The following is a 12,586-nucleotide window of genomic DNA, read 5'->3' as shown; positions in this document are numbered from 1 at the left end:
GCATCGCTCGTGATTGAAGTCCGCACAATTCATACCGGTGTATGAGGTGCCGAAGACACTAAAGCTATCCTAGTGTTGTCACTGTCTGCTCGCCCCGAAGCGGCTGGCATTAGTCTTCCAAAGCTACAGTCCAAGCTGGGCCACAAACATTCCAACCTCGCTGCAATGTCTGCTTCCTGGCGAGGGTCGAACTTCCGCTTATGGCGCACGGACGACGTTGGCTCCTTCGAGGCTCAACCGATCACGCCCGAAATCGATCAAGCGCCGTCAGCCGTTGCGTCAGTGGCTCGGCGTCCTCCCAGCAGTAGATGTCAGTACGGAGGTAACGGAGCTCGTCTTCATAGAGCTGCTCGTCGATCTCGACCCACCATGCTCGCGGCCTTCCGTCACTCCCGTCCGACCAGCGGTAGCCTCTTGCCTTCAGGTGGTCTTTCATATCGAAGGGTGCGCTCTGAGCGTAGATGCGAACTCTGCTCCGAGCACTCGATTGCAATAGCTCTGAGAACGGTAGCGCCCCGATCGGCCCAGCTGGCCTAGCCAGGACTTCCAAGAGGGCATGGCAGTCATCCGTTGCGCGATGACCTTCATGAAATAGGCCGGACTGACCGACAAGGTATCCAAGCTTGTTGCCTTCGAAGCCCAGGTCCGCCCACCGGATCTCCGTGACGGAGCATGCCCAGGCCTTCAAAGCGAAGGCTGGTGAAAGCCCCTCGCAGAACGGACGGTCGAACGCAGCATTGTGGGCGATGACGAGATCCGCCGGCTCGAGGAGCGCATCGAGCGCAGGGATGTCGATGTCATGACCGGCGACCATCTGGTCCGTAATGCCGGTCAGCCGGGTGATTTCCGCTGGGATCGGCGCCGACGGTTGGCGCAAGCCGCTATAAACTCCGACGACATCCCCGATCACGCCATCGTCGTCGTAGGTGAAACTCACGGCGCCGATCTCAATAATCTCGTCCCGGCTATGGTGCAGGCCTGTCGTTTCGGTATCCACCAGCACCGCGAGCTTTGGGTAGGAGCTAAGCGCACGCGGAACGATTGGACGGGGCACGAGCTTTCGCAGGACCTTGAAAAGCCCTGTCTGCTCCAGCCGTCGGGCGGCCTCTTCATCATCGCCCGGGGGAGGAAAAGCGGTATCCAGTCGGCGTTTTCTAGGGGCCGGGCGAGGTGTCTGGCGATAGCCGGGTGCGCCATCGAACAGGTCGATCTGGGTGGATGCCACTTTCATGCGGTGATCTTAGCCGCCTTCATTCGCGAGCTGCACCTCAAACTTAGAGTAGCCTAGCTTGCACCAGATATTAATATCTATCGCATGATAGAAACTAAATTGGATATTCTCGCTGAGATCATGTGTGACTTCGTTTCATAAAATTAAGATCGTCTATCATCTCGCTAAAGCGTGAGTCGGAGTACCATTCTTGATTATTTATAATTTTACGATCTATATCAATCACGTTCCATCCATTATTCTCCAATTGAGTACGCTGCGATGTGTCATCCAAGATCGATTGCGTTCCAGTAATCTGAACGGCGTATTTTCGATTCTCATTACGCTTTTGAGTAAATATAATTATGTTTTGAAACTGTTTGATTGAATAAAAGTAGCTTCTGCCAAACCATCGGGAAAAGTCACTCTCTGTAGGCAAGAATACGTCAATTTTATCGATTTCGTCATGACTGACTAGAAAATCGGCAACCGATCCAATAGCGCTTCTAGCGTCAGGATTTAATTTTGTCGTTTGTATGCTGGAAAAGACCTCTGTTCGTATCCTCGCTCTCGTGAGGCAGACATTAAGAACCCGGTCACCATCCATGTCGCTCAGAATACCGAAATTCTGCTTCTGCAGCCCGTTTCGGTCCGATCCATAGGTCAGCGAAACATACATGATGTCTCTTTCCACGCCTTGGCAGTTGCTGGCATGCATGACTGTGACCAGATCTTTATAGTTGGGAGCCTCCGCCTTGAGCATCTTGGCGATCAGCGCGCACTGTTTATGGGTCATGGCGACAATGCCAACCGGCCGGTCCGACTGATCGATCTGATGAAGTACGCGGCGGACGAGTTCAGACGCTTCAACGCTGTTGGCGCCGGCACTAAACATCCCTCCCTCGATTCTGCGTAGTACACATCCGTACGGTCCGCGAGAATAAGGGGACGGAACGGCCTTCAAGCTGCAGGCATAAAACCGCTCGTTTGAGAAGTTGATCAAGCTGGGGTGCAGTGAACGGTAGTGCCGCGACAGCTTAATAGAGGGCAGCTTCGCAGATCGAGCGGCATCGAGGAGGCTGATGTCGCCGTTGTCTGCGATCGTGCCTTGTTCTGTCAGCTTGATCGTTCGGGGCGGACCACATTGCTGGTGATCCCCGACGATCATGACCTGGCGCCCAACCGCGAGTGCCGGGAGGGCGTAGGCTAGCCTCGTTCTCGATGCCTCGTCACAGATAACCATATCGAACGCCCAGCTCGGCGGAACCACCATGAGATGACTACCAGGTGTTGTGACAACCAATTCGGGTTGCTCTGAAAGTGGCTTGCGGGCCAGTTCGTTATAAATCTCCTCAAAGGTCCCGTGATCGACAGCAAAGCTGCTGTTTCGGCCTGCTCGGAGGTCAAGGATTTCGGCTGAGACTAGGGACTGAAGCCGTGCGAGCACCGGATCGAGTGCGTTCACTGCATCCGAGAGCAAAAGGATGCGCTTTCTTGCTTCCAGTAAGTGGGCGATGACATTGGTAATCGTTTGGGTTTTCCCGGTTCCGGGTGGGCCGTAAACTAGGAGACTTTTCCCCTCGGCGATGGCTCTCACGGCCTCAAACTGGTCCGAGTCGCACGGGAGGTGGCATTTGGGCTCAAGATGGCGCGACCGTTCGGATGTAAGCGCCGCTGTACTGGGGCCGAGCATCATCGAAACCAGCGGGGGGCGGCTAATTGATTTATTGAAGCAATGATCGAGGTTCTCAGCCAGGGCGCGTCCGACCCAGTTGAAAAGGCCGATTACCGCTCTGTCGGAAAAGCCTCGGACACTCTTGTGGGACCGCTTTGGCTGGAATCCAAGAGGATCAATTGGAAATGCAGATCGCAATAGGCCGATGCGCTTCAATAACGGCTGATTCAGAATTGGCTTGCCGATCTGCTGAACGGCAAGCTCCTTCGTTCCGAGCCCATGAATTCTCAGAGGAACCAGCAGGAGTGGCGCGGACCGGCTCTCGTGCTCGGCATCGTCAGCCCAGGCGATAAGGCCAAGGCCACAGTACAGAGATGAAAACCCCCGCTCCTTCATCAAGGAAATATCCATCGAGGCCAGCAATTGCAGGTTTTCAATCGCACTTTCTGGCGCAATCGACATGGCCCCTATGCCTAGCGGCACGGCGACTGCATGGGACAAGGCGTCACGCACGTCGCGCGCTGTCCCACCAAGTGTGATGCCCTGGACACTATCTGGCGAAGGAAGCTCAAACAAGGCATCTCGGGCAAGTTCGTCGGTCAGATGATCACGGAATTTGGTAATGGAATCAAAGCAAAAATCTTCACTCATAAGCGCATGACTCTGTTATAATCTCGGGATACAATATATTATTTTATAATATGGAAAATCGTTGTATATTACTATCGTAGTGAAACTTCATCATAGTCGATTTGCATCAGCGATAACTGGGTTTCGATCAACAATTCTTCGTCCTCATTGACAAATTCGATCAACTCTTGTGTTGATGGGATCCGGTAATCGAGCGACGGCGTGGGGTCCACGATAAAGCCGTCGGCAAAGGCTGCTCGAAGAGCATTCGGGAACGCCCAAGCGGGAAACCCCTGATGCACGCGGCACATCGGATTGTGCATTTCGCCCTGCGCCCATTCGCGCAATTCGCTCGGGGAATACCCTTCGAACCACGTCATCGCGTCAACGATTTTTCGGAAGACCGCTTGAGCTTCGAGATCCAGCCGGCCGATCAGGCGAAAGTCGTCATAGGCAGACAAGGCTCGGGCGGTATCGCTATCGACGTCGCCGCGAGACGCAAGCATTGCATACCATTCCACCGAGCGAAGGCGCCGCTCGACATAGGGCCAGACTTCGAAGCGCAGTCGTTCCGCATTGATAAACCGCTCTAAATAACGCCGTTGACTGAAGTAAAAGCTGCGAGCATCGCGATAGCGGTTCAGGTATTCTTCATAATCAGCTTCGGGATAATCGACGCCGTTGAACAGCACAGTTTTCACCCAGGCATCGAGATCGGCAAGCGACATACCGCGATCGGGATTGTCTTCGTCAAAGGTGGGTTTGTGCCGCGATAGGCCATAGCCCTTGCACGCGCTACGCACCTCAGGCTTGACCTTTGTCTCGTCGAACGGATCGCTGAAGTCGTAATCGTGCATTCTCGCTCCGTCCTGGCCGCGCTGCCAGTGGCGAATCACGTGATGCTGCTGCAGATGCGCGTGCAAATAGGAGCTGCGCAACGACTGAGCCTGACGGGTCAAGGCGGACGGATTGTCCGCGATCTGCCGGAGAGCCCTTACAGCCAGGTTACGGTGAATCGCCGCCACCGCTGCCGGATCGGGGCAGAGAGGTTCGGCCGGCGGGGAGCTTTCACCTGCGGGATCGCACTGCAGCTCAGTGCTAACCGGGCAATCGACACAGTCACCAGCCTGGGTTGCTGCGTCTGATGGTGCAGGGGCGACGCCGGTTGCCTCAATCAGAGCTCCTGCTTCGACGACAGAGGTCAATTGCGGCGGAGAAGGCAGAACGGCCGACGATGCTGCCTGCCTCAGGCGCAACGCCCTTGCTCGCAGGCGCCCAGCGCGCGTCTTGGCGCGACTAGGGCGACGCGGCCGCGGATCGTCGGGCCCATACTTTGGAGGCCGCCCGGGACCACGCTTTTCGGGGTTCTGTTCGTCGAGCAGGCCGAACCGGGCAGCCACCTCAAGCGCGACCTTATGGTCGTAACGTCCCCTCGGTGTTGAGAGGCTCACGATTTCCAATTGCCGCTCTTCAGCGCGAACGTCGGCATCAATCCGCGCAAGGCGTGTTTGATAGCTCCGGCGGGCCTCTTCGAACTCCTGTTCTGCTTCAGCGCGGGCCGTGGGGGCTGCGACCGTTATGTTGATTGTATGACGACGTATTTTGTCCTTCGGGCGTTCGACGCCCCAAATGTACCGAAATGCCGGCATCCGAAATCCAAGACAGTATTGCGACAATAATACGTAAACTTATACGCAAACCAATTTTAGCAGACCACGCCTTCGATGATCAAGAGTTCAATGTGACTGACCTATTTTCGTGCGCAATAAGGCGCAATCGCTCGAGGTATCAAGGGCTGCTTCCGCGCAGACTTCCGATTGATGAAATTGAGGGTGTTTAAGCGCCTCACTTCAAGCAATCCGCGCTCGAGGTTCATCGACCGGATCTGCAAACGGAGTGAAGGGTATATCCTACCGCGTTCGTCGCATTGCCTGGGCCGTGCGTGATTGTTGGGTATGCGGAGCCTCATTGCCCGCACGGATTTCCAGAGCCGTTTCGTTCTTGCGGCGAGCCACTGCGAACTGGGCCTGCCTCAAATGACGCAATCCACCGGCAAGGTTGGCCATCTGCGTGCGATTTTGAGGCGCTTGTTGGCGCTCGGAAACGGGGTGCGTCACATCTGCGGTATTGAGCCTATTTTGGCTACGCAGTCGCGTGCACAAAAACTGCGGTATTGAGCCTATTTTTTGAAGCGGGCGGCCGACGCACAAAAACTGAGGTATTGAGCCTATTTTTTTGCGCTGCCGGTCGCGTGCGGAGTTCGCTGATGGTCGCAGTGTTGCGGGGGGTCTCGTTGGCCGCCATCGGCGGCATGATCGACCTGTCTCGTCGGTGACCGTAGCGGCGTGCTCGCGCCGGGCTTGGGAGGCCGCCTGATTGGGCATTCACCATCAGCGGCTAGGGGCGTAGCACCGATGGGGCTGGCTTTGCCCAGAAGGCTTCTCAGCGGCGTCAGGGTCGTGCACGTGCCCTTCGCACTGGCCAGGCTCTGGCGCGAACACGCTATGGCGGGAAACAGGCTCAATACCGCAGTTTTTCGCAAGCATCTTGCGAGGGCTCTTGACCATTCCCGAACCAGAGGCCCGCAAAGCCGAATTAACGGCACCGCCCTCCCCTTGCCGCGATAACACCATCAGGCAGCCCGGCTTTGCTTGGCGAGGGCTGAGAGTTCAGTGCCGTGTCCGGGCCGGGCCGCGATGGCAAGGCGATTTTGCGGTCTCGAACGAAGGACGCATCGCAAGGAAACAAGCCTGGGTTCCGCGGCAGCATATTTCAGATATGCGCTCGGCTCGCTCCCGCGTTTTGCCATGCGCCCTTCATTCTCGGCGATGCGGATGTTCGTTGTGCAGGCGCTTGCGGGACCCGGAATTTCTATGCCCTGTAGGCCCCGCATTTTGGACCACATGGCCATGCGGCTCGCTACGTGGCAAAGGCCATGAGCGAAACGACATGGCTGCCTGCACCGCTACGCGAGCCATCCCTCTCGCCCGCAGAAGCGGCCGCCGAAGCAGCGCGAATTTCCTGTCGGGGCTGGCCGGGCCGAAAGGTCCGGTCAGTTCCGAACCTGCTGGAGTGACCCAATAGCGACCTGCACGAGTTCGTTTTCAAGCTCGTGAGCGCCGCGAAAATCGATGAGGCGCGGCAGATCCTCGCCAATCCTTCGACCATGAAAGTGCACGTCCTCGGCACAATCGTCGCGAAGCCCTGCCCCGTATATCCCGACGTGGTCCTCCCCATACTGGTTGCCTGCCGGCAGGCGCAGGACTCGCCCAATTTTCCTTGCATGGGTGAACATTATATGGTTCATGAACTGTATATGGTGCACTATGGCTACTGAGGTGCCCCGTCGGATTCCGGTGGTCTTCTATCGGACAGCCGCGGGCGCAGAGATTGTCCGGGACTGGTTGCGCGCCCTCGATGTCGAGGATCGCAATCTGATCGGGCAAGACCTGATGCGTGTGCAATTTCGCTGGCCGGTGGGAATGCCGCTATGTCGGCCAATGAAAGACGGGCTGTGGGAAGTGCGAACGTCCCTGCCGCAAGGGCGGATCGCCAGGGTCTTGTTCGGCCTGCACGACGGCAAGATTCTGGCGCTGTCGGGCTTCATCAAAAAGACCCAAAAAACCCCTCCCGACGAGCTGGCGCTCGCACGCAAGCGGTTGAAAGAATTTACAGGATAGGAGGCAGTTATGGCTATCGAACGGCGCACCACGGATGAACTGACAACCCTCGACGACTTTCTTGCGGAAGAAGGCAAGCTCGAAACGTTCGAGGCTGTCGCCATCAAGGAAGTGCTCGCATGGGAACTCGACCAGGCCATGAAGGCCGGGAAGATTTCCCGCAAGAGCATGGCGGAGCGCATGGGCACGAGCCGTAGCCAGGTCGGGCGGCTGCTCGACCCGACGGATGGCAACGTGACGCTTTCGACTCTGCAGCGTGCCGCGGAAATCGTCGGCCGTAAGGTGCGGATCGAGCTGGTCTGAATATGGGGACCGATACGACCGAGCGAATTGCTTGCCCCTGCGGCGCCGGCGAGATCCACATCACGACGTCGTCGCCGGACCATCCTAGGGCAAGCGCCTACAATGTGATGATATTTGGCTATTGCCGCTTAGCGTCACGGTTACGGTGAGAAAGACCCGGACGGGCTGGCAAGTCTCAGTCCGGATCGCATTTCTGAGATTCTAGCGAAAGGGTCGGCGGGCGTTGACGCGCCCGTCGGCCACTCCGGCAATATACGCGTAGGGCCGAGCCTCTTCAAGAACCGCGGCTGCCTGTGCAGCCGAACCATCGATCCTCCGAATTTTTGGGCAGACCCTTATGGGTACGAAACCCCAAAAAGGACGAAGCCGATAACGACGATCGCTGCGCTCACGAGCATCCGCAACATCGCCCTCGACCGCGCCGACGCCTGCGAGACCGTTCTCGCCATGAACCTGAACTTCGACGTCGGCCGCATCATCGACGAGCTGCGACACAACTGAATCGATCTCGCGCCTCCCCTCCCCTTGCTTGCGAGCGGCACGCGTACGGGTGCTTTTTCACATCACTTTGAGGATGACAGAAGCGCCCAGCGCCGTGCCTTCTCCATGAGCACGCGATAGTCATTCTCCGGCAGGATTCGGACGCAGCGCCCATCGACGAAACAAGCGAAGAACACTTGCCGCGGATGCCCCTCGTTCCAGAACTCAATGTCCCCATTCCAAGCCAGAGGGGGGCCTTGCGCTGGATATCTGGTAGCAGCAGCACCATGAGTCGGCTGATCGGTCCGGCTTGCGGACCGAGGGGCCTCCTCGAAGGGACCGAAGAGGTTCCCATCTGCTGTGATCCGATAGACATCGCTGAAAACGCCGTCGAAGGCGCGAGTGAAAAACAGGGCCTCCGGACCGAGCCCGGTGTCCGGCAAAGACATCTCGGAAAAGAGCAGGTCGTATCCGCTCATCTTGTGATCAAACCTCGACAACCAAGCTGGGATGGAACCATGGATTTTCGCGATCTCCGTGGACATTCGGGTAGCCGGCTTGATTGGCGAGAACCCGCGTGCGGCCGACCATGTAGTCATGGGAGCCGTGATCGTGACCGTGGATCCAGAGCTCGGGCTGGTAGTCTTCGATCAGGGCACTGAGATCCGAAACGAAGGCCGGCGACAGCGCGCTGCCCTGATGCCTCGGCTGGACCGATTGCGGATGCGGCGCATGATGCGTGACCACAACGGTTGGCCCCTCATGCGGCTTGGCGAGTTCGGTGCGGATAAATGCGACATCGAGCCGATGCTCGGCTGCAGCATGCCAGGGCATGAAGCGGCTATAATGACCGCCCTCCTCCCGATACCGAATGAGGCGGTGATCGTTGAGCTCCTGCCCAGCGAAGACCATTGAGGGCTTTGGCGTTCCGAGCAGGCGATAGTCTGTCCAAAGCGTGCATCCGATGAAGCGAACATCCCCGAGAATTATCGTTCGGCGGTGCAGCAGATGGATTCCCGCCGCTTCGGCTTGCTCTGCCCCCGCGGCCAAGTTGCCCTTCATCTCACTTTTGTAGAACTCGTGATTGCCAGCGACGTAGACGATCTCTCGGCCCCCGAGCGGCCCCGCCTCACGCTGATCCGCCATCCAATTGAGCGCAGCGGCGATCGGCTTGTGCATGTCACCTGCAAAGACGGCAACATCGAACTCCGGCATCGGCTCAGAAAGCTGGAATGGGCCGAATTCAAGATGCACGTCGGAGATCACGAGCAGGCGCATGGCCTTCTCCTTTTAAGTGATTGGCGACGATGTGGCTCGCGCCAGCGAGGCGGCGCGGCGGACCTGTTGGCGCGGGCCACGATCCAGGCCCGTTTCGGGTGCCCAGGTTGAAGTCCTGCCTGCACGGCTTGCGAGAGGCCTGCCCAGGTGAATTCCGATCCTTCCGCAACCCGGATCAGGAGCGCCTCACTCGCTTCATCGAAGAACGCGCCGAGCAAAAGCTTCAAAACGGGATCGTGCCCCTGCATGACCTCGTTCGGGGAGCGCAGGACGTGCAGCAGTTCGTCTCGCTCGTATCCCAATCGCGTGCTGGCGTTGACAGTGCCCAGGGCGGCGTCGAGCGCCTGCTCCGGGGAGTGCGAGAGATGCCACCGCTCTTGCGGTCCCAAGTCCCCTACCCGCTTGAACAGCTCCGCGATCGCTCCGGGCGTAGCGGGATCGGCCCTGTTGGCAAGCTCGGACTCGAACGCATCGATGTGCATGCCGAATAGGCCGGCCGCCTGAGGGCCATGCACGTCAGCCTCAGGGTTGTCGCCTACAAACAGAACCTGGTTTGGCTCGAGGCCGAGTCTCGTGCAGACCAGCCGGTAGATCTCGGCCTGCGGCTTCATCAGGCCGGCCTCGAAGGACAGGACGAGCGCATCCGGTGCCTTGGGCAAGCAGCCGACCAGCGCATCCCCATATTGCATGGCGAGGTTTGAGCAGACCGCGACCTTCAATCCGAGACGCTGCAGGGTTTCCCAGATGGCCTCGATCCCGGGCCGCAATCGCGTCGAATTGCATTCTGCGGCAACGTCCTCCTCGAGCAGGGCCAGCCTGGTTTCGCCGAGGGCGATCGCAAGGTGGCGAGCGAGATCCCGCAGACTGGCCGGAGTGGTTAGCACCTTGGCCACGGCCGCCGATGACGGTGCGTCGCCTAGCAGCGCTTTGAACGGTCGGCGCTTGTCGCCGATTTCAACGAGCGTTCCGAAACCGTCGAAGCACACGGCCTGGATTTGCGGAACAGCACCTTCCCAGATGATGCGATAGCCCGCCTCCGGCGTGACATTGCGGTCGATTTCATTCGGAGGCACCACGCCGATCCGCATGTTTTCGGCGTAGCGGCGAACAGCGATCTGATCCTCGAGCGTTCCGCACAGGAGATCGAGTGGCGCCCTCCCCGCGAACGGAGCCGCCTTGTTGGCATTGATCAACCAATCTCGCTCTCGATCTACTGAGGCGAAGAGCTGCTGAAGTTCTGCAAACACGCCCAGGATCGCAGAAAGCCGCACGAGAACGGCCGCCTCAAGAGCAAGCGGCTGGTTTGACCGCGCGGCGCGCGACCAATCTGCGTACTGTCGTGCATCGCACTGCAGAAGCGCGAGCCGGTCGCTATCGGGTAGCCCTAAGCGCTCCGCGATACTGAGAAACGTACGGACCACCGGCATGCTTACGCGAATGCGCTCGTCGAGGCTGGGGGCGAGGAAAATTGCCTCAAAAGAACTGCGCTCGGGCTGCCGCATCGATCAATGTCCCTTCAATAACCGGTGGGCGCGCGAAAGTGCCGGATCTTGGAGCACTCGTGCTCACCGGCAGGCACATGTGATTCCAGTGAAAAGATGTGAGTCCGATCATGCAGGGGCTCGGAGGCCCAAGGCGTTCTTCGCATCGGCAATGCGCCCAAACAGTTTGAAGATCTGCTTGGGCGCGTAGATCGAAGGCCAGGAGGAAAAAGAGGTTTCGAACTCGCGGACTGGCATGGCATGGGCGCCTGCTGCCACGGCGACCGTCAGATCTCCGTCAATGTGATTCCCCACGAAAAGAATTTGCGAAAGTCGCAGGTCGAGCCGGGAGGCCACCAGCTCATAGATCTCCTTGTGGGGCTTCATCATTCCGACCCGATAGGATAGCACCAGGGCGTCTGGCTTGGATGGCAGTGCGTCTAAGATCGGTTGTGCATAGGGAAGGGCCACATTCGAGCACACGCCGATTTGGACCTGCGCACGCTCGAGCGTTGCCCAGATGGATTTCATCCGCGGTCGCAGCCGGAGCGAGGCGCACTCAGCCTCTAGATCGGCTTCCCACTGCAGGATCGCTTCCTCACTGGGCGTTGTATTGAGGTGCTGAAAAAGCGCTCGTATACCCAAAGGGTGTGTCAGTGCGCGCACGGCGAGGGCATCGTACTCGTTGTCGATGAGCTTCCGATATGGCTGTCGCTTGTCAGCGACTTCCAGAACGGCGCCGAATAGGTCAAAGCAAATTGCACGGATCTTGGCCATGATAACTCACATCCCAATGATATTGTTGTCCGTATATTCTTCGAAATTTTGACCAGCTTCATTTGGCGAATGCTGACAGCGAGTCGCTCAACAGTTCGATTGGTGCGCGGCCGTCAAAGGGGAATCAATCGACAGGGCGGTGCAAACAGGCCCGTTCGGCTTCGGCCAGGGTTTGAAACTGCCTCAGATCAGAGAAGGCCCCTGGGACCGCCGACATTCGCCATAGGGTATCGGCATTTAGGACGAGCGGGGCGCGCTCACACTGTTCAGCAATTCGCCTCCAGCGCTTTAGTTCGCTCGCTCTGCATCCGAGTAATAACTGCTGGCATTGCCGTGGAAGCTCCCAGCGCCTGGCGATAGTGGAGAACGTGCGCATGCTCGCGCCGCTTGAACGTGTTCGTTCTTCGACGGGAACCTCTTCCAATGTGGTTCTCCTAAACGCCATCCGGCCCTGGCGTGACAATCGGAAGGTTGGCTCGATTACCGGTACGCCTCAAAAACGGCCGGTGAACTGATTCTGTAGAGTATACTCCGTGGAGGAATACTCTACATTGCCGACCTGTCAACCGGATGGAAGTCCGAGAGGTCCTGGCGACCAACATGAGGCGATACCGGCGGTTAGCCGGTTTGTCGCAGGAGGAGCTCGCGCATCGAGCGGGGCTGGATCGCACTTACATTAGCGCGCTTGAACGTCGCCAGTACGCTGCGAGCGTGGATGTGCTCGCCAAGTTGGCGAGAGAATTGCGCGTAACGCCCGCCGACCTTCTAAAACTGGGCGAATAGTTCGGAAACTGACACGACACTCTTGCCTGTGAGACACTTCGAGTCTGTTGCTCATCATGGAGCAGAGTGTCACCGAAGAGGTTCAGCCATAGGTTCACGCAGGGGTACGAGCGATCGACCCCTGAGATTTCCGACACGGCAAGGCCGCGTAGGGTGGGCGCTCCACGGTGGAGGTCCCTCCCCTACCCCCCTTCAAGATCAATGATTTGGTTCCGTGGTGAGGGTTGGAAAACACGGAGCAGTGCTCTGACGTGGTTCGACTGAACCTCCCGTCGATCCGAGCCGTTCC

At 58.2% G+C, this 12,586-nt stretch carries 12 protein-coding genes; 4 read left to right on the top strand and 8 right to left on the bottom strand.

Going from position 1 to position 12,586, the window contains the following annotated elements:
- Nucleotides 1–241: 241 nt before the first annotated feature.
- From AC2FAN_RS19990 to AC2FAN_RS19980, 3 genes are all read right to left on the bottom strand, one after another.
- Nucleotides 242–1,231: a 3'-5' exonuclease gene (locus AC2FAN_RS19990; RefSeq protein WP_485176024.1), complete on the bottom strand. Its 990-nt coding sequence runs from the start codon at nt 1,229–1,231 to the stop codon at nt 242–244.
- 118 nt (nt 1,232–1,349) lie between these two features.
- Nucleotides 1,350–3,536, bottom strand: coding sequence for a DEAD/DEAH box helicase (locus tag AC2FAN_RS19985; protein ID WP_485176023.1), 2,187 nt, complete (start codon nt 3,534–3,536; stop codon nt 1,350–1,352).
- Between the two features lie 71 nt (nt 3,537–3,607).
- Entirely contained in the window at nt 3,608–5,164 is a 1,557-nt protein-coding gene (locus tag AC2FAN_RS19980; RefSeq protein WP_485176022.1) for a hypothetical protein, read from the bottom strand.
- Between the two features lie 1,463 nt (nt 5,165–6,627).
- Between AC2FAN_RS19980 and AC2FAN_RS19975 the strand changes: the two genes are divergently transcribed.
- From AC2FAN_RS19975 to AC2FAN_RS19965, 3 genes are all read left to right on the top strand, one after another.
- Complete coding sequence (locus tag AC2FAN_RS19975) at nt 6,628–6,852, top strand: hypothetical protein (protein ID WP_485176021.1); 225 nt, start codon at nt 6,628–6,630, stop codon at nt 6,850–6,852.
- A 67-nt stretch (nt 6,853–6,919) separates the two neighbouring features.
- A complete protein-coding gene (locus tag AC2FAN_RS19970) occupies nt 6,920–7,195 on the top strand; it encodes a type II toxin-antitoxin system RelE/ParE family toxin (protein WP_485176020.1) in 276 nt (91 codons plus the stop codon).
- A 9-nt stretch (nt 7,196–7,204) separates the two neighbouring features.
- A complete protein-coding gene (locus tag AC2FAN_RS19965; RefSeq protein WP_485176019.1) occupies nt 7,205–7,498 on the top strand; it encodes a helix-turn-helix domain-containing protein in 294 nt (97 codons plus the stop codon).
- 201 nt (nt 7,499–7,699) lie between these two features.
- Here the strand turns inward: AC2FAN_RS19965 and AC2FAN_RS19960 are convergent, their stop codons facing one another.
- The 5 genes from AC2FAN_RS19960 to AC2FAN_RS19940 form a co-directional block, all read right to left on the bottom strand.
- Nucleotides 7,700–7,993, bottom strand: coding sequence for a hypothetical protein (locus AC2FAN_RS19960; RefSeq protein WP_485176018.1), 294 nt, complete (start codon nt 7,991–7,993; stop codon nt 7,700–7,702).
- A 68-nt stretch (nt 7,994–8,061) separates the two neighbouring features.
- Nucleotides 8,062–8,457: a hypothetical protein gene (locus AC2FAN_RS19955; protein WP_485176017.1), complete on the bottom strand. Its 396-nt coding sequence runs from the start codon at nt 8,455–8,457 to the stop codon at nt 8,062–8,064.
- A gap of 7 nt (nt 8,458–8,464) precedes the next feature.
- Nucleotides 8,465–9,256, bottom strand: a complete 792-nt coding sequence (locus AC2FAN_RS19950; RefSeq protein ID WP_485176016.1) for a metallophosphoesterase — start codon at nt 9,254–9,256, stop codon at nt 8,465–8,467.
- Nucleotides 9,241–10,758: an HAD-IA family hydrolase gene (locus AC2FAN_RS19945; RefSeq protein ID WP_485176015.1), complete on the bottom strand. Its 1,518-nt coding sequence runs from the start codon at nt 10,756–10,758 to the stop codon at nt 9,241–9,243. Before AC2FAN_RS19945 ends, AC2FAN_RS19950 begins: the two co-directional genes overlap by 16 nt.
- Nucleotides 10,759–10,866: 108 nt before the next feature.
- Nucleotides 10,867–11,514 (bottom strand): HAD family hydrolase, encoded by a 648-nt coding sequence (locus tag AC2FAN_RS19940; RefSeq protein WP_485176014.1) that lies wholly within the window; start codon nt 11,512–11,514, stop codon nt 10,867–10,869.
- Between the two features lie 570 nt (nt 11,515–12,084).
- Between AC2FAN_RS19940 and AC2FAN_RS19935 the strand changes: the two genes are divergently transcribed.
- Entirely contained in the window at nt 12,085–12,297 is a 213-nt protein-coding gene (locus AC2FAN_RS19935; RefSeq protein WP_485176013.1) for a helix-turn-helix domain-containing protein, read from the top strand.
- Nucleotides 12,298–12,586 lie beyond the last annotated feature (289 nt).

It is taken from the genome of Allobosea sp. RIT-PG3_2 (assembly GCF_057321085.1).
The sequence above is the reverse complement of the archived record's forward strand: the minus strand, read 5'-3'. Positions and strand labels throughout refer to the sequence as shown.